Annotated in this window: 20 protein-coding genes and 1 pseudogene; 6 read left to right on the forward strand and 15 right to left on the reverse strand. The window is 40.9% G+C overall.

Going from position 1 to position 16320, the window contains the following annotated elements:
* Positions 1-30: 30 nt before the first annotated feature.
* The 4 genes from O3640_RS02650 to O3640_RS02665 form a co-directional block, all read right to left on the reverse strand.
* On the reverse strand, positions 31-1293 hold the full coding sequence (locus tag O3640_RS02650; protein ID WP_045772637.1) for a carbohydrate-binding domain-containing protein: 1263 nt from the start codon (positions 1291-1293) through the stop codon (positions 31-33).
* A gap of 22 nt (positions 1294-1315) precedes the next feature.
* On the reverse strand, positions 1316-1996 hold the full coding sequence (locus O3640_RS02655) for a DUF4956 domain-containing protein (RefSeq protein WP_045772636.1): 681 nt from the start codon (positions 1994-1996) through the stop codon (positions 1316-1318).
* Entirely contained in the window at positions 1977-2714 is a 738-nt protein-coding gene (locus O3640_RS02660; RefSeq protein ID WP_045772635.1) for a polyphosphate polymerase domain-containing protein, read from the reverse strand. Before O3640_RS02660 ends, O3640_RS02655 begins: the two co-directional genes overlap by 20 nt.
* Positions 2715-2894: 180 nt before the next feature.
* Entirely contained in the window at positions 2895-5318 is a 2424-nt protein-coding gene (locus O3640_RS02665) for a YhgE/Pip domain-containing protein (protein ID WP_045772634.1), read from the reverse strand.
* A gap of 133 nt (positions 5319-5451) precedes the next feature.
* Here O3640_RS02665 and O3640_RS02670 point away from each other — a divergent pair, with 133 nt between their 5' ends.
* Positions 5452-5982 (forward strand): TetR/AcrR family transcriptional regulator, encoded by a 531-nt coding sequence (locus O3640_RS02670; protein ID WP_045772633.1) that lies wholly within the window; start codon positions 5452-5454, stop codon positions 5980-5982.
* A gap of 27 nt (positions 5983-6009) precedes the next feature.
* On the opposite strand, the gene O3640_RS02675 is transcribed toward O3640_RS02670, so the two are convergent.
* On the reverse strand, positions 6010-6864 hold the full coding sequence (locus O3640_RS02675) for a cation diffusion facilitator family transporter (RefSeq protein WP_371586603.1): 855 nt from the start codon (positions 6862-6864) through the stop codon (positions 6010-6012).
* Between the two features lie 159 nt (positions 6865-7023).
* Between O3640_RS02675 and O3640_RS02680 the strand changes: the two genes are divergently transcribed.
* The 5 genes from O3640_RS02680 (at position 7024) to O3640_RS02700 (ending at position 11254) form a co-directional block, all read left to right on the forward strand.
* Positions 7024-7545, forward strand: a complete 522-nt coding sequence (locus tag O3640_RS02680) for a TetR/AcrR family transcriptional regulator (RefSeq protein ID WP_045772631.1) — start codon at positions 7024-7026, stop codon at positions 7543-7545.
* A gap of 47 nt (positions 7546-7592) precedes the next feature.
* Positions 7593-8759, forward strand: coding sequence for an MFS transporter (locus O3640_RS02685; protein WP_195321746.1), 1167 nt, complete (start codon positions 7593-7595; stop codon positions 8757-8759).
* A gap of 309 nt (positions 8760-9068) precedes the next feature.
* Positions 9069-9479, forward strand: a complete 411-nt coding sequence (locus O3640_RS02690; protein WP_061597077.1) for a hypothetical protein — start codon at positions 9069-9071, stop codon at positions 9477-9479.
* A gap of 168 nt (positions 9480-9647) precedes the next feature.
* On the forward strand, positions 9648-10394 hold the full coding sequence (locus O3640_RS02695; protein WP_061597076.1) for a DeoR/GlpR family DNA-binding transcription regulator: 747 nt from the start codon (positions 9648-9650) through the stop codon (positions 10392-10394).
* Between the two features lie 32 nt (positions 10395-10426).
* The gene (locus O3640_RS02700) at positions 10427-11254 is read left to right on the forward strand and encodes a Cof-type HAD-IIB family hydrolase (protein WP_045634512.1); all 828 of its coding nucleotides are present in this window, start codon (positions 10427-10429) and stop codon (positions 11252-11254) included.
* Between the two features lie 71 nt (positions 11255-11325).
* Here the strand turns inward: O3640_RS02700 and O3640_RS02705 are convergent, their stop codons facing one another.
* The 10 genes and pseudogenes from O3640_RS02705 to O3640_RS02750 all read right to left on the reverse strand — a co-directional run bounded on the left by O3640_RS02705 (position 11326) and on the right by O3640_RS02750 (position 16311).
* Complete coding sequence (locus O3640_RS02705) at positions 11326-11865, reverse strand: T6SS immunity protein Tdi1 domain-containing protein (protein WP_061597075.1); 540 nt, start codon at positions 11863-11865, stop codon at positions 11326-11328.
* A gap of 80 nt (positions 11866-11945) precedes the next feature.
* A complete protein-coding gene (locus O3640_RS02710; RefSeq protein ID WP_061597074.1) occupies positions 11946-12551 on the reverse strand; it encodes a hypothetical protein in 606 nt (201 codons plus the stop codon).
* On the reverse strand, positions 12544-12786 hold the full coding sequence (locus O3640_RS02715) for a hypothetical protein (RefSeq protein ID WP_227221608.1): 243 nt from the start codon (positions 12784-12786) through the stop codon (positions 12544-12546). The genes O3640_RS02710 and O3640_RS02715 overlap by 8 nt, the downstream gene beginning before the upstream one ends.
* A 9-nt stretch (positions 12787-12795) precedes the next feature.
* On the reverse strand, positions 12796-13053 hold the full coding sequence (locus O3640_RS02720) for a hypothetical protein (RefSeq protein ID WP_227221609.1): 258 nt from the start codon (positions 13051-13053) through the stop codon (positions 12796-12798).
* Between the two features lie 45 nt (positions 13054-13098).
* Positions 13099-13506 (reverse strand): hypothetical protein, encoded by a 408-nt coding sequence (locus O3640_RS02725; protein ID WP_195321748.1) that lies wholly within the window; start codon positions 13504-13506, stop codon positions 13099-13101.
* A gap of 83 nt (positions 13507-13589) precedes the next feature.
* A complete protein-coding gene (locus O3640_RS02730; RefSeq protein ID WP_061597770.1) occupies positions 13590-14294 on the reverse strand; it encodes a hypothetical protein in 705 nt (234 codons plus the stop codon).
* 3 nt (positions 14295-14297) lie between these two features.
* Complete coding sequence (locus tag O3640_RS02735) at positions 14298-14657, reverse strand: hypothetical protein (protein ID WP_081105525.1); 360 nt, start codon at positions 14655-14657, stop codon at positions 14298-14300.
* 291 nt (positions 14658-14948) lie between these two features.
* Positions 14949-15140, reverse strand: a pseudogene (tnpA, locus tag O3640_RS02740) (IS200/IS605 family transposase); the annotation flags it as partial.
* 227 nt (positions 15141-15367) lie between these two features.
* The gene (locus tag O3640_RS02745) at positions 15368-15682 is read right to left on the reverse strand and encodes a DUF6572 domain-containing protein (RefSeq protein WP_371586612.1); all 315 of its coding nucleotides are present in this window, start codon (positions 15680-15682) and stop codon (positions 15368-15370) included.
* Entirely contained in the window at positions 15682-16311 is a 630-nt protein-coding gene (locus O3640_RS02750) for a hypothetical protein (protein ID WP_061597772.1), read from the reverse strand. Before O3640_RS02750 ends, O3640_RS02745 begins: the two co-directional genes overlap by 1 nt.
* Positions 16312-16320 lie beyond the last annotated feature (9 nt).

Genomic DNA, 16320 nt, shown 5'->3' on the forward strand with positions numbered 1-16320 from the left:
AGGAGTTCTTTATTTCTATTTGAAACGAGCTTAATGTCCACCAGATCCGCCACCCTGATTACCTCCTGGGGCGCCACCTCCGCCAGGGCCATCAGCTGTGATTTCAGATCGAGTTTCACCATTGACTGTGATGGTTCCACCAGTATAGGTAGCTGTTCCGTCAAAGTCGAAGGCAGAGACTGTAGAAGTAATGTCTAGATTGCCTCCTGTCATAATGATATCACCATTAGAGTCAAGAGCATCAGTGTCACCTTGTCCCACTTCTACCTTGATGTCACCTCCCGTAATCTTGATAAAGATCTCTGCTCCAGTTACCTTACTAGAAGCATTGATACCATCATCAGAGGCAGAAAGATCTAATTTCCCTCCATTAATAGTCACATTGGTTCCTTCGAGTGCTTCAACACTTGACTCAACTGTAATCGTACCGCCGTCAATCACTGCTGCATTAGAAGCGTGCATTCCGTCGTCACCAGCATTAATGGTAATCGTACCGGACTGGATATAAAGATTTCCAAGTGTCGTATCTTCATCATTGTCAGCGTGAAGAGCATCTTCAGTTGCCGTCAGATTCAAGGTCGCATCCTTGATATTCAACGCGTCATTGGCAGAAAGAGCATTTTTATAGCCTTTGACCGTATAGGTTCCACCTGTAATACGTAGATCATCGTTAGATTCGACTGCATTGCCATAGTTGCCTTCAATCGTCAAACTACCAGAACCATTGAAAGTCAAGTCATCCTTACTGTAAATGGCTGCATCGTAGTCTGTATTTGTGTGGTTAGCAGAGTCAGCGATACTGTTTTTGCTTCCTTCAGCAAGGGTGATGAAGGTCTTATCCGCACTTTCTACCACAATCGCTGCGTCAGTCCCTTTCATGGTCACACCATTCAAGACGATTTGGACCTTGTCTTGGTCTCCTGCTTTCACCACGATTTGGACATTTTCACTGCTACCAGACAGGACATAGGTACCCGCAGCTGTAATTGTTACGGTAGACCCAGATACCTCTGCACCGTCTCCAGTCACCTTAGCTGTCGAGCCACTCAGACTCACCTTTGTAGCGCTAGATTCGTCATACGAGGCATCTTGGTCCCGATCAGTAAAATAACTCGTTGAAGATGTTGAGGCTTTGCTTGAAGATGTTTTACTAGTGGTTGAACTAGTAGTTGTGCTGGTGCTAGCAGCGCTAGACTTACTAATCAAGCTACAAGCTCCCAAGCTAGCTGTCAATAGAACCAGTGGGACCATTAGCTTTACTTTTCGAAAAATTGTTTTTTTACCTGTTTTCATGGTAGGCCTCTTTCTATTTCTTTTATAATTCATTTTCTTTTGTGATGTATCGACTGATAGCAATCTCTAGATTCCCATTGCGGGTCCGCAGAGCATCCATCAACTCTTTTTCTGTCATTTTGCCATTGAGCTGGATGATATACTTGAGTTTAAACAGGCTACCCATGTCTGATGTTTTCACTGAGGCTAATTCCAGATGATTGGTCGCTTTATCAAAAATATCATCAAAGATAGACTCATAATCTAAACTTTCAGGAATAACAATGGTCAACTGGCGGATAGAATGTTTCATTTGTCCAAAGTTGATGGTTTCAAGAAGGACAATCGCTACAGACATAATCAAGGTGAAGGCTCCTGCAAAGACTAGGTAACCCATACCAATCGCAATCCCGATAGTCATAGCCAGGAAAATTGAGACCAACTCCTTGGCACCACCTGGAGCCGAACGGAAGCGAATCAAGCTGAAGGCCCCCATGACGGCAACCCCAGCACCCAGACTACCATTTACCAAAAAGATGACAACGGCAATCAAGGCCGGCAATAGGGCCAAACTCATGACAAAGGACTTGCTGTAGACCGTTTTATACTGGTAGACCTTGGCCACGACCAAACCTAAGACTAAGGCAACTCCAATTGCTTCTAGCATGATCAATGGTTTTACGGCCGTACTGGTAAAAACGTCATTAAATAATTGATTTAGCATGGTTTACAACTCCTTTGTAGTCTGTGGTTTTTTTATAGGCTACGCCATATTTAGAGAAGGATTTTGGAAAGACCTGATGATGGTCCAAAATCTCACTCAGCCAGAGTGGATAAGCTCCTGGAACCTTGATTTCCATAATGACATAGCCTTCTGGTAAGAGCTTGTCCCCATGCTTGCCATCTAATAAACTTAAATCCTCTGATCGATAAATCAAATCATAGTCAATGGTAATCCGAACATTTGGATCTTCTATGCCTTTCATGGAATAGCGATTATAGTAGATATACATCATGGGCTGAACCTTTTTATAGCGAGCCATGAGCCAGTCAATCTCTTCACGAATCTGAGAATCATCTGTCTGACCTCGATCACCCGCTAGATAAGACTCCGCCGCCAGCAAGTCTGTTGAAATCCGGCGCTTATAGACGATTTTTCGCACTTTCTTTTTGATTTCCAAGAAAACCTGGCTGTCTTCTGTTGGTGTTTCATCGTAAGTCCGTACCCGCAATTTTTCTTTAAAATAAGGTTTTTCTAGAGATTCACGAATCATTTGGAAGGTAGGAGTATCGTAGTAAAGATTGCTGATAGTTGAGTAAGCATGGTCGTCTTCTACCATATGTTCCTCAAACTCCGTCAGCAAATTTGCTAAAACCTCCTTTGAAATAACGTATTTTGTTTCAAATCGCTGGAATTTATCTTTAAATGTTTTTTTAGCCATAGGACATCTCCCTTTCTAGCTGCTTGATTATTTACTTGGTTATTTTAAGTAGCAAAGCTTAAAAGAAATCTAAAAAAAACTTAAAGAAAACAAAACATCTCCCTTTTCAGGAGATGTTGCTTAGATAAAAAGGAAAAGAAAGACAGATCTCTCTTTTCCTCTTAGGATTCAGTCAAAAGACTAGACTCTTTCTTTGTTATCTGTTCGATAGACCAAGACTCCAGCAGCCATAAATAGCACTAAGACAAACATCAAGAAGCCGACTTGTCCCCCAATCTGTCCCCCCATAGAAATGGTTTGACGAAGACCAGATACCGAGTAACTCATCGGTAGCCAAGGATTGATGGCTTGGAAAATCTTATTGGTCAGCTCAAGCGGATAGGTCCCTGCACTAGAAGCCAGCTGCAAGAGCAAGAGAATCAACGAAGCAAAGGCTCCGAGTTTGCTATCCCATGTTACCAAGGCAGTCACAAGAGCCATGAAGGTCATGCTGGTTAAGATAATCAAACCAAGAGTTGCCAATTCATGGTTGGCAGATAATCCTATCAAATGGACAGCAGCGTAAACCAACACCCCAGCTACAACTGAAATTACACCATTTACTTCTAGACGTGCTTTGAACCATTCCCATTTGGTCTTTGGTTCTTTTCCTGAAGGAAGTGTGCTAAAGATGATATTGGTTGAAATAGCAGCTACAAAGAGGGCTACAGAAATCATATAAGGAGCCATCCCTATTCCGTTTTTCTCAACCTTATCTCGGTCTGTCTTGTGAAGGCTGAGTGGATCTGCTAGAATCTTGGCATTATCCTCCTTAGTTGTGACTGTTGATAGCTTATCACCTGCTTCTGTCAGACCACTAGCCAAGCTCTCGCTCCCACTGGTTAAGGATGATAGTTTATCCGTCAACAGACTGCTACCATCGACCAGTTTTCCTGATCCATTAGCCAATTGACTTGCTCCGTCTACTAATTTCCCGAAATTAGCTGTCAGTTCAGGGGATTTAGAGGCCAATTGACTTGCTCCAGCTGATAGAGTTGCTGAATTTGTTAGTAAGTTAGAATTGTTAGCAGCTAAACCACTAGCTCCTTCCGAAAGTTTATTGACGGCATTTGTATAATCCGTCACTCCTTGAGCCAATTGACCGGCGCCACTTGATAATTTTTCATTTAAGCTATTTACACCAGAAGCAATTTGACTGGCTCCTCCACTAGCTGTTTCAAGCCCAGCGCTAACCGTTGACAAGCCACTATAGAGACCATTGATCATGTTGGCTGCTTGTGGCAATACCTGATTAGAGACAGCCCCCAGTTGAGCCAACTGTGTTTGGCTAGCAGTCTTTCCTGCTTCCAGGCTGGTCTTCATGGTCATCACTTCTGATAAAATAGCCTGAGCAGATTGATCACTACCCGCTTGACTACCACTAACCGCCGCATCAATCTCCGCCTTGGCCTCTTCAGAAAGACTCTGATATGCACTTGTTCCTTGGACATTGGCTAGGGCAGCTGTTTTAACAGCTTGATTGTCATTGATGATATTTTGAGCAGACGCTGCTATATTCGTCAAGGATGCCTCAATATTTTCTGTTGAAGCTGAAGTTCCTGAGAGAGACGCCTGAATGCTTGCATTTAACTGGTTCAGAGCAGCTGTCAGATTGCTGACGTTTTCCTGATTGCTAGTAAGACTCATATCTACCGATTCCTTTAGAGTAGTCAAACCAGTATTGAGCTTAGACGCTCCGCTAGCCAAAGCTTGGACACCAGCACTTGATTGAGTGAGTTGTTGGACACCTCCTACTAGATCAGCTGAACGCTCCGAAAGCTGATTGGCACCCGATGCAATAGTAGCTACCCCATTTGCATAAGTTGTTAACCCTTCTGACAAGCGATTAACTCCTGTTGATACTTGTGCAACAGCTCCTGTATAGGTTTCTAAACCTGAGTTTAATTGACCTGCTCCATCTGCTAAACTGATAGTGGCTTGATTCAGAGTTTTTAAGTTATCCGTAATGGTCTGGCTACCCGCACCCAACTGCTGGCTACCCAAAGCTAGTTGCTGAGCGCCATCTGAGGCCTTATCCATTCCCGTCTTTAGCTCTCCCATATTTTTAAATAAAGCACTTGTATAAGTATTGGTTACGTTTTGCGCTACCGTCTGCTTTAAAGAAGTCATGGCGGAGTCACTCATCTTACCAGCAATGAAACTCCGACCACTAGAGATCTGATAATCGATTTTCATTTGCTTAGGTTCGCCACTTAGGACGCTGGCCGCCCGCTCTGACAAATCACTCGGCAGAGTGACTACCATATAGTAGTCACCCTTCTTCAAACCATTTTTGGCATCCTCTTTACTGACAAAGTGGAAGTCCAGATTTTTATTCTCCTTGAGGCTGGAAACAAGATCCTCACCAATCGCTAGGGTCTTCCCTGAACTTGTCACAGCCTTATCCTGATTAACAACTGCCACCGGCAAGTTCTCTACCTGTCCGTAAGGATCCCACATAGAGCTTAAGAAAATTACATTGTACAAGGCTGGAATCAGAGAAACACCTAACATTACAATGATAAAGCTTGGTTTTTTTAAAATAGCTTTCCACTCTTTTAACATATTTACCTCCAAAAAATTATACATACTGTCTAAATTTTGATATACTAGATTATACACCAATCCAAAATTATTACAAGCTAAAGAATTCGAAAATTAGACATACTGTACAAATTTGTTCGAAAGGATGAAAAAAATGGAAAGTAATAAAAGAAAGAAAACCAAGATGACCATTGAACAAGCTATGGTCCAACTACTGAAAGAAAAAAGCTTTGAATATATTTCAACTGTTGAGCTTGCCAAAACTGCAGGTATCAGCCGGAGCAGTTTTTATACTCATTATAAGGATAAGTACGACTTGATCGAACGTTATCAGCAAGGGCTCTTTCAAAAACTTGAAACGATTTTTGAGGAATACTACAATGACCGACAGCAAGCCATCTTAAAGGTCCTCGACTTCCTGGAAAGCGAACCTCTTTTCTCAGCCCTCCTGTCGGAAAATGGAACAAAGGAAATCCAAACCTTTTTAAGACACAAGTTTCAAATGATGCTTCACCAAGAGTTGCAAGAACGCTTCAACAATAAGGAATTCAGTCAGATTGAAAAAGAATACAATTCCGTATATCTGACCAACGCCTTGTTTGGCGTCGTGCAAATGTGGATTGCTAGAGGAAAAAAAGAAAGCCCGCAGCAAATGACGGACTTCCTTCTTAAAATGCTAGGATAAGGAATTTCTTATTCGGCCAAAGACAGACTAAAGATCTCCATGCTTCTGGTGTTCGTCCATGCTTTCATCGCACTCGATAGTAGCACGAACTATACCAAAAGATTTGACCAGCTGGTGAATAGCCTGTCTGGTCTCTTGGCTTTTCTTCGACTCTTTTAAGCAAATATGAATCATGGCGTATTTATCAATACCGTCCGTCGTCCAAACATTGAGCTGGGCAATAGCTTGAACATTGTCTAGGCTCCTCAGTTCTTGATAGAGCTGACCCAGATCGATATCGCTTGGAACATGGTCCAGAAAGATCTTGATATTATCCCAAAACTTAGGCAGAGCTTGACTGAGGATAAAGACAGCAATCAACAGAGATAGAAAGGGATCTAGGAAATACCAATCCGTAAATCGTAAGACGATAGACACTAAAATAACCGCTAGCCAACCCAGAATATCCTCTAGAAAATGCAGACTGAGAATAGACTCATTGTGACTATGGCCGTGGCTGACCACCTTGCTGGCTGCCAAGTTGACCAAAATAGCCACAATTCCTAGGACCAGCATCCCATTATAATCGACAGGTTCTGGGGCGAAGACCTTGGGAACATTTTCCCAGAGGACCAAGAGCGAACCTGTAATCAAAATAATGGAAGTCAAAATGGCACCCAGCAAACTGTAACGCTTATAGCCCAATGTATAACGGCTGTCTTCTTTTTTATTGGAAATCTTTTCTAAAAGCGTTGACAGGCCAATTGCCAATGCATCCCCTGTATCATGGACGGCGTCAGCCAAGACAGCACTGGAATTGAAGGCCAAACCGAAAATAACTTCAATAATGGCGAAAGACAAATTCAAAAGAAAAGCAATCATCATTTTTTGACTTGATTTCATGGCAACCCCCTGTGACATCTGACATTTTTATAGTATAATATATTCAAAAGCAAACACTTTGTTCGATTCTATTATCCATCTTTTTAGAAAAGGAAACAAGAAGCAAATCACGAGCTTTGTCAGATAAGAGACAAAAGACTGATTTTGTTCGGAAATACTATGGACAGACGAGTAAAAAAATCACGTGCAGCCATTTACCAAGCCTTTCTCAGCCTCTTGCATCGTAAGAGCTATGAAGCCATCACTGTTCAAGAAATTATCGACCTGGCCGATGTGGGACGGTCGACTTTTTATGCTCATTTTGAGACCAAAGAAGCCCTGCTAGAGGAGCTCTGTCAAGAGCTCTTCCAGCACACCTTTCTTGAGCGTCCTGATGGAAAAGACCTATTTGAAGCGACTGCCCATATTTTCTATCATTTTCGGAAAAATCAGGATCGTATCGCTACACTACTTTTAGCAAAAAACACCTACTTTATCAATCGTCTGAAAATTGAGCTGGAACATTACCTCTTCCCTCTCATTCAGGAAAAAGGCTTGATGAACAAAACCCGTCTGCCACAAGATTTTTTGAAAAATCACGTAACAGCTACCTTTGTTGAAACTGTATCCTGGTGGCTGCAACAAAGAAATCTCATCGATGAGGCCACCATCAGCCAATATTTTTTAGACTTGATGAAGTAAAAACTTTGTATTAAACACTTAGAAAACTATCGTTTGAGGAGAATTTTATGAAAAAACATTCTGCATTTTTTGTCCCAGGCATTATCATGGTTGGGCTTGTTTTACGGACACCTTTTGCCGTTTTGCCGATTGTCCTATCGGATATCGCTGATGGCCTCCACGTTTCACTCAGCTCACTCGGGCTCTTGACCAGTTTACCTCTAGTCATGTTTGCCCTTTGTTCCTCTTTCTCTCCTCGCTTGGCACAAAAATTTGGGCTTGAAAAACTCTTTACAATGGTCCTAATCATCTTGACAATCGGATCTCTTATCCGGATCATTAATCTCCCCTTCCTTTATTTAGGAACTATTATCCTAGGAGCAGCCATTGCTTTACTAAACGTTCTGCTGCCCAGCATCATTCAAGCCAATCAGCCCGAACGCATCGGTCTTTTAACGACCTTTTACATCTCCGCTATGAGCCTATCGATTACAGTAGCTTCTGCTCTGGTTGTTCCTATCGTTAGTGCCACCTCTTGGCAAGGATTAATTTTAGCTTTAAGTGCCATTTGTCTCTTGGCACTCTTGGTATGGCTCCCTAATACTAAACACAATCACTTCCTAGAAAGAAAAGGCAAAAATCATCCAATCGGCGCCCTGCTGCAAAATAAAAAGGTCTTAGCCCTCATCGTATTTTGTGGCTTGCAATCCCTACTCTTTTACACAGCAGTGACCTGGTTACCAACCTTGGCCTTGCAAGCTGGTCTATCAAAAGATGCAACGGGTATTCTCGCTTCGATCTTCTCTTTGATTAGCCTGCCATTTTCTATGACAATACCAAGCCTCACAGCTCGTTTATCCGCTCGTGGACGCCTCATCATGATATCTTGCGTTGCAGCTTCTGGACTCATTGGTGTCTCTATGCTCCTAATTCCGACCAGCAATTTCTTTTACTGGTTGATCCTCAATCTCCTTCTTGGAGCTGCAGTCAGCGCCCTATTCCCTTACCTTATGGTAACCTTCTCTCTTAAGACCAGCACTCCTGAACAAACAGCTCAATTATCTGGTTTGGCTCAAACAGGTGGTTATATCCTTGCAGCATTAGGACCTAGCCTTTTTGGTTTCAGCTTTGACCTCTTCCAGTCTTGGACACCTGCCATTATCGGTCTTTTGATTCTAACGTTGATTATGACTGCTTCTCTTTTCTATATTGAGAAATTCGATAAGATTTTGTAACATCTAAAACCGCTTAGTTAACCTAGGCGGTTTTACAATTTCTAGACTAAACTGCCCGCTAACACTTATCTCTCAACGCTCCAAACAACTTTTTTTCATCTTGATAATTATTTATATCTGATACAAGAATATTACATAGACAAACAAAGAGCAAACAAGCCAAACTCTTGATAGCGCTGTCTTTTCTCTGTTTTTTCTCTGTATTTTATGTAACGAAACTATTAAGCGGGTATGATAATTCAATGTCGTATCCATTTTTTTATTGCGTCAAAAGCTTGAATCATATACTATGTAAGTAGAAGGAGGGATATGATGAAAAAATCAACAATTTATTTATCTCTAATTACACTAGTTTCACTCTTCTTTTTGGTTGCCTGCGGAAATTCTGCAGACAAGGATACAAAAGAAAGCTCAAGCTCAAGCGTATCTTCTTCATCTAAGGCCAGCTCTTCAAGCAAAGAAGAAAGCTCAGCATCCTCTGAAAGCGGCAAAGCTAAAGTTAAGGTTAACGGAGGCCAAAACGGTGGCAGCGTTAACGTAGAAACTGATGACGCTAAAGTAGAAGCTGACGGCGATGGCTCAGCTACTGTTGAAGCTGGCAATGAAAATGCTAATAGCAATGGAAATGTTAACGTAAACGAAGACGGCGTTCATGTACAAGGTGGCGGTGTCGACGTTAAAGTTGGAAGCGACGGAACAGTTAACGTCCAAACTCCATAATCATAAAGCTATTTCGAACATTATAATATCAAAAAAGCCAAGCACTGCTTGGTTTTTTTGATTGTTCATTTTATACTCCGAGCCAAAATACTTACAAAGCATTAAAAAAACTTGAAAACACTTAATTTCTATGCTATACTCTTTTTAGACAAACAGGGAGGGACTAGTATGTACCAAGAACAACGCTTAGCTGAAATCTTAGAGCTCTTGGCTGAGAAAAAACAGTTATCAGCCAAGGATATGATTGAGCATTTTCAGGTTTCTAAAGATACCATCCGAAGAGATTTTTCGATTTTGAGCGAGCGTAAGCTTGTGCAGCGCACTCACGGAGGTATTATCCCACTGGACACTAACCGGCAAATCCCCTCCTTTAACGATCGTCTCAAGCAGCTGAGCCAAGAAAAAAAGGCTATAGCTCAAAAAGCGTATGACTTTCTCAAGCCGGGACAGATTGCCTTCTTTGATGTCTCAACCATCGTTCTCCATCTGGCTCAGCGCATCAAGGAGCCTATGACAATCTATTCCCATTCTCTGGATAATGCAATCATGCTGAGCACTCAGGAGAAAGTGGACTTTCACCTCTTAGGCGGGAAATTTTATCCCAAAAACCGATTCTACTACGCGCTCAATGAAGCAGAGCTGTTGGAGCAGATTTCCTTTGACATTGCTTTTATCGGGGCAGCCAGTGTCTCTGATGGCCTAGTCAGCTTTGAAGACGAAGCTGATGCCCACCTGAAAAGACTGGCTATGAAGCATGCCAAGACTAAAATTCTGCTGGCTGAACAAGACAAGTGGCAGAAAGAGTCTAAGTACATCCTAGGGCCTGTTAGCGACTTTGACTACTGGATCACGGACCAAGAGCCTAGTCCTGAAGTCCAAGATAAGCTAGGAGACAAGGTTCAGATCATTTATTAAATCAGTTCATTCGTTACAAAGGAGGACGAGCCATGACAAGCCAACCGATTCGCCTGATTATCAGCGACATTGACGGTACCATTTTAGACAACCAGCACCAAGTAGATCCTGACCTCAAAGACATCATTCCCCTGCTAAACCAAGAACAAATCCCTTTCGTACTGGCTTCTGCCCGCTCACCTCTGGGTATGGAGCCCATTGCCCGTGAGCTGGGGCTGGGAGATAATCCGCTGGCCTGCTACAACGGTGCTCTGGTCATCAAGGGTGACCCGCAAGCTTACGAGACCATTATCGAGCACCCTCTAGACAAGAAAGAGATCCGCACTTTTCTAGAACTGGTCAAAGCTGAATTTCCTAGTGTGTCCATCAATCTCTACTCTGGCAAGGATTGGATTGCTGACCGTCTGGATAAGTGGGTACAGATAGAGGCAGCTATTACAGGTGAGCAGCCAGTCATTCAGAATGTTCTTCTGCCAGTACTGGATGTGCTAATCCCTATCCATAAGCTACTTCTTATCGACGAAGCGCCTGTCATCCAGAAACTCCATGACTACCTACAGACCTTAGACTTTCCCAAGACAGCCTTCTATCTCTCTAAGGACAACTACATGGAAGTCACGGCCAAGCATGTCTCCAAGGAGCAAGCCTTGCACGAAATTGCCCATCACTACCAAGTGCCACTAGAAGAGATCATGACAGTCGGAGACAACTTCAATGACCTTCCTATGTTGCGACTGGCAGGACTCGGCGTCGCTATGGGCAATGCCCCTGAAACAGTCAAAACCGAGGCCAAAGCCGTCACCAAAAGCAACAATGAGCACGGAGTCGCAGAAGCCATCAAAGAATATGTCCTCGGCTGAGTTTGCGAAATGGTGAAAATTGGAAAACTACATTCAAGTAAAAAACCACCCCAAAAGGTGGTTTGTTTCTATCAATCGTCCATTACTCCACCTGTGAGTTGGTACATGAGGTAAATGTGCTCCAAGACTTTTACTTTATCCATATGATCCACATCTTTTACGCCTCCCAAGGCTAGTAAAGGGACAAAACCGAAACATTGGTTATAAGACAGGGCTCCATGTTTTAACACAGCTTGTCTATATAAATCAAGTTCAAAGTTATCAGTCACATATGAATTATCTAAGAATCTAATGAATAAATCCAGACCCTTACAAATAATATCTAAATCCTGAATATTATATTGGACAATTCCCACATAGGTATTCTTTTCCCAAGTAATAATATCTCCAAATGCTGTTACGAACATAGGAATAGCGTCATCTCCTCTGAAATAACTATCTTGGAGAAGTTCAAGATAGTCATCTGGATTGATAACTTTTAGATAACCATCAAGAAAAGTTCCTAGACCATCTTCCTGCCAAATTTGAACCAACTCAGCTGGAACTTGATCCTTGTATTTTTCAATAACTTCTTGGGCCATATCCGCCTCTTTTATAAAGTTGTCTAACATCGTATCCTCTTTTTTCAGTTTATAGACAAGAAAATTAGATAAATCAGGCTCTTGATCATCCCCTAGCAAGTCGAGTAACTCTACGAAGCAGAAAAAATTTCTTCATCTTGTTCATTCAGAATCGCCTGGATATCTCCACCATTAACTACTACTAGGTAGTCCGCAGGTAGAATCAAAGCTCTTATTAGTTTTGGATTCTTTTTTAATATTTCAAAAGCATATATGGCAACAAAATCATCTGTATCTTGATTTTGATAGCCAACAAACCAGCCCGAATCACCTTTTCGATCAGTGACTTGTCTCTGCAAATAATAATGTTCACTCTCAAAGACGCCTTTAGCTAACACTATTTTCTCATCAAATCTGATTTCAGAAGCTTCAATCTTAAGCTCTTTAGCTAGTGTACTTTGTTCAGACTGATTCCAAAGAGCCAATGTCAAATCATCAGTAAACTCTTTAAAAGGATTTGTTTCATAGTTGACTGATAGTATCCTAAATTGGCCCATATTCAATTGAACAAGTTTATATATGTTAAAACCGATTTGTAATAGCATGTCATCTTGTATTCGTTCTTTTGAGGGCAGTACATTCACAACTTTGAGCCATTCCTCAAAAAGACCTTCAGAGAATTTCCCATAAAAAGCCAAACCATTCTTCTCTACTTTTGTATCAAGCACTTCAGTCATTTTTCATCCTCCTGAAAATTTCATTTTGTAGCTTCGTTCTAGCTTCACGCTCCAAAGCTATCATTTTTTCTCTTATCTCAGCCGGAATATCTCCTAATTTAGAATGCCCCTGCCACTCACTCCAAGTTTTAGCCCCTTTGGAACTATTGGTAGGTTTACCTAATCCCATAAAATTATCCTCAAGATTCAAAACCTCTACTTTATCAACATCAGATAAAGAAGAAAATCCATCCATTTCGGTAATTTATTTCATAGAGACAATATGGTCTGCTTCGAGAGTTTCAACTGGATAACCATAAATTGGATCAAATTTTTCTCCATCAATATTATTGACATGATCGCGTATCTCTTGACTTGGTGTTTTCTTGCGAAGAGATTTATATTCTTCTTTTGAAATCCCTTTAGAAGTACTCGCTACATCATCCCCATGCTTAGTGGCTGCTTCTCCCGCCTCAGACGCAAACTCTGAGCCTGCTCGACCTCCGCCACCTGTGTGTCTCAAACCACGGGAAACATCATCCCCATGTTTGGCAAGGCTCTCACTAGCCTATGAACTGAACTCCCGGCTCACACGACTGGCTGCGCCACCACTAACTGCTTCTAAACCTCTCGCTACATCATCTCCATGCTGAGCAAAGGCTTGACCAGACTCGGCACTGGCACGAGCTCCTGCTCCTACCAACTCCCGTTCCAGATTAGCTGCATTCTCTGCTTGACGCGCAAAAGCTTCTTCTAACTCAGGCTTAATGCTCAGATTTTCTCTAACTGCCATATCATGAGTTTTCAGATAGTCTTCTGCTTCCTGAGCCAGACGTTCGCCTGCCTCTGCTGAATCAAGTTCTCGAGCAAGATCATCACCGTGACGAGCTACATCATCTCCATGCTTAGCCAGTTGTTCACTAGTCTCTTGGGTAAACTTACTGGCTGCCCTCTGACTAACTCCGATCTTGGCCAAGCCAAACCTTCAGAGTTTTCAAAAACAACCTAACAAAGATAGTCAGGTTGCTTCGTTTGGTAATTCAATTTTAATTCAAAAACTTAAAAATCCAAACCAATGATTATCCATTCATCAATGAAGTCCCAAAAATTTAGACCACTTTTTGGTACTTCTCTACTAGACCAAAGATAAGCTCCAGTTTCTATATTCTGCGTCAAATCCAGAACGATATAGGTCCCCATACCGTTACTGAAAAAGTTGTAGCAAGAGGTCAAATCCATCTCTAGCTGGTCTTCATATTCCCATTCAAAATCAGCCATAGAATCGATATTTTCAGTGCTATCCAAGCCCATTGTTTTACTCGGATAGTAATAAAAACCATTATGAACTTTTGTGTAAAAGTCTACAATTGTTTTATCTATATTTTCAACTGGACAATTAAATTTTTCACCAAAATTTGATTCAGATAGTGGGTTTTTCCCTTCGTAGAAAGCTGTCTTTTGAGTCTTGTAACTAAGAATGGTATACAAAATAGAATATTCTTCTCCAATTCTCATCAACTCAATGTCAGTCAGATATGTTTGTAGATAAAGAATAGTATTGCTCAATTCCCTTGCAAGATATTTCTGCCATTCTCCTAAAACAATTGATTTTCTATCTTCCAAAGTATCGGCTAGAAATGCTGCTTTCCAATATTCTGGAATCGGTGCATTTACAATTGTTGATTTATCAGTTATAAATTCTACTTTATTTTTAGACGACAGGGTATATTTATTTAAAAAAGTAATTTTTTCAGATTGAGTCATCTATTACCCTCCATTATATTTGACAAAATTATCTATCATACCTTGAAAAAGTCGTTCAAGTTTCTTTTCTTTCATCATCTCAGCTCTGAATGCTGGATCAATAGGCACTCCTGTTTTCTTGTATAACGTCCAATCCTCATAAGTTTTGGCGCCCTTTGAAGCATTGGCTGACTTACTAAGACCAACAAAGTTATCCTCATAATTCAACACTTCAAGTTGTTGCTCTCTAGTTAGTTTCTCAAATCTATTCATTCTCGTAATTCTATCCATAGATACAATATGGTCAGCTTCTAGACGTTTTGTAATCTCATTTCCAGGTATTACAGGGTCATTCATTGGCAATGTAACGCCATCATTTACCATATCCCTTATTTCCTGAGTAGGAGTCTCTGATCGTCAACCATTATATTCTTCTTGAGAGATTTTTCTTTCACCGAATCTAAGCTTAGTTTCAGCTAGCTCTAGCTTATTAAGACCTTTGCCAGTCTCTTTCGCGCCTCGAGTGGCATCATCAGACATATTGTAGACACGAGCACCACTCTTTGTAAAGTTGTCACTAAAGTTTGCTGGCTCTACAATCCCAGTATACCACAAAACCTATGGACCAGAGTTTATCAAACCACAAAAGACCACCATTGAGGCGGTCTCTTACCCATGTACATGATCTGGCATCAAGTGACCCTCGATTATTTCAACTCCTTTATAACTACACAAACGTTGAAATACTTCGCCTAAACTACCTCGATACTGATTATAGATAACTTTTCGTCTATGCTTAGGGGTGAACACAATATGATACCCACAGTGCCACTTTGTGTGTGATAAACTATGTGTCTTTTGTGCCATGTTTTTCTCCTTTCTCTTTACAATTGGCTTGAACACGTTTATTGTATCGCTTTTGGAGTTTTTTGGATATAACCTTCGATGCGCCCCCGCATTGCGGGTAGTTTATTTGTCTCGCACCTTACGGAGCGAGACGGACTGAAAGTCACAGAACTAGAAAAAGCACTTGAGAGTATATTTCAAGTGCTTTTGTTCAGGTAATACACTAAGACAATTCATTGTAAATTTAGCTATTCCGGTAGATGAATATGCAACGTATATTCTGTTGGAGCTAACTGGTTAGAAACTGCATTTAAAAACTGTATAGCATTCGCGGTTAAAGTATACCTAAAATGAATAGAAATAATTTTTTTAACAAAATCATCCCCATATTTCTCCACATATTGCTTACTTTCTAAGAATGTCAGATAATTATTGATTTTATCTTGCAACATTTCTAAATGTTCGTTCTCATATTTCCAATCCAGAGTATCAATCACTAATAACTCCAAATTCCCCTCCACAACTCCTATAGAGTCAACTACTTCTGCCTCAAATATACTCATTAGGCCATCCTTTCATTACAATAGTCCAAAATATATTCATTAATCCACTTACCTTTGTTTTGGTAGCGACCCATCTCTTTTTTAGACAACAGTTCTTCAGCTATTTCTTTGGCTTTTTTGTAGTGTTTGTTATGGATCAAAAGAAGCATCGTCATTAAATCATGACTATACATATAGCGATTATCCAATTCCTTGACATTCTTCAAAAAATCTTCAAAGGAAGCTAAGTTATCAATGATTTCTAATACTTCTTCATGGACTTTTTTCCAACGAGTCAATATATATCCTGCAATATCAAGCCCCTCTAACTGTTCTCGTTCAGATGAAAAAATAACAGGGGCTCCAATAACTTTAAAGGAACCTACAGCACGCAGACTAATGGGTTCTTGCGAATTCCCTTTCATATCAAAAACGTCCCAAAAAACATCATCTATTACAAAAGGTTTGATATAAGCAATCACAGAAAAACTAAATTCATTGTCAGGAAAACCAAATGTAGGAACATAGTAAATAAAATAATCTCTATACTTTGAAAAATAGGTTTCTGATCTACTTTTTAAGCCCAACTGTTTCGATAACTGTTTTATCAACTGTTTGACTTCCTTTTTTTGAGCTTGTGTTGTAGCCATTACTGTTCA

Source organism: Streptococcus sp. 27098_8_75, from assembly GCF_041432475.1.
GTDB lineage: Bacteria > Bacillota > Bacilli > Lactobacillales > Streptococcaceae > Streptococcus > Streptococcus gordonii.

Coding starts and splice junctions, on each gene's coding strand:
- O3640_RS02655 (WP_045772636.1), bottom strand. CDS start 1,996: ATGCTAAATCAATTATTTAATGACGTTTTTACCAGTACGGCCGTAAAA.
- O3640_RS02735 (WP_081105525.1), bottom strand. CDS start 14,657: ATGGTAAATGATGGCGTTACATTGCCAATGAATGACCCTGTAATACCT.
- O3640_RS02660 (WP_045772635.1), bottom strand. CDS start 2,714: ATGGCTAAAAAAACATTTAAAGATAAATTCCAGCGATTTGAAACAAAA.
- O3640_RS02675 (WP_371586603.1), bottom strand. CDS start 6,864: ATGAAATCAAGTCAAAAAATGATGATTGCTTTTCTTTTGAATTTGTCT.
- O3640_RS02695 (WP_061597076.1), top strand. CDS start 9,648: ATGTACCAAGAACAACGCTTAGCTGAAATCTTAGAGCTCTTGGCTGAG.
- O3640_RS02685 (WP_195321746.1), top strand. CDS start 7,593: ATGAAAAAACATTCTGCATTTTTTGTCCCAGGCATTATCATGGTTGGG.
- O3640_RS02700 (WP_045634512.1), top strand. CDS start 10,427: ATGACAAGCCAACCGATTCGCCTGATTATCAGCGACATTGACGGTACC.
- O3640_RS02745 (WP_371586612.1), bottom strand. CDS start 15,682: ATGAGTATATTTGAGGCAGAAGTAGTTGACTCTATAGGAGTTGTGGAG.
- O3640_RS02710 (WP_061597074.1), bottom strand. CDS start 12,551: ATGACTGAAGTGCTTGATACAAAAGTAGAGAAGAATGGTTTGGCTTTT.
- O3640_RS02665 (WP_045772634.1), bottom strand. CDS start 5,318: ATGTTAAAAGAGTGGAAAGCTATTTTAAAAAAACCAAGCTTTATCATT.
- O3640_RS02650 (WP_045772637.1), bottom strand. CDS start 1,293: ATGAAAACAGGTAAAAAAACAATTTTTCGAAAAGTAAAGCTAATGGTC.
- O3640_RS02705 (WP_061597075.1), bottom strand. CDS start 11,865: ATGTTAGACAACTTTATAAAAGAGGCGGATATGGCCCAAGAAGTTATT.
- O3640_RS02670 (WP_045772633.1), top strand. CDS start 5,452: ATGGAAAGTAATAAAAGAAAGAAAACCAAGATGACCATTGAACAAGCT.
- O3640_RS02730 (WP_061597770.1), bottom strand. CDS start 14,294: ATGACTCAATCTGAAAAAATTACTTTTTTAAATAAATATACCCTGTCG.
- O3640_RS02680 (WP_045772631.1), top strand. CDS start 7,024: ATGGACAGACGAGTAAAAAAATCACGTGCAGCCATTTACCAAGCCTTT.
- O3640_RS02715 (WP_227221608.1), bottom strand. CDS start 12,786: ATGGATGGATTTTCTTCTTTATCTGATGTTGATAAAGTAGAGGTTTTG.
- O3640_RS02690 (WP_061597077.1), top strand. CDS start 9,069: ATGATGAAAAAATCAACAATTTATTTATCTCTAATTACACTAGTTTCA.
- O3640_RS02750 (WP_061597772.1), bottom strand. CDS start 16,311: ATGGCTACAACACAAGCTCAAAAAAAGGAAGTCAAACAGTTGATAAAA.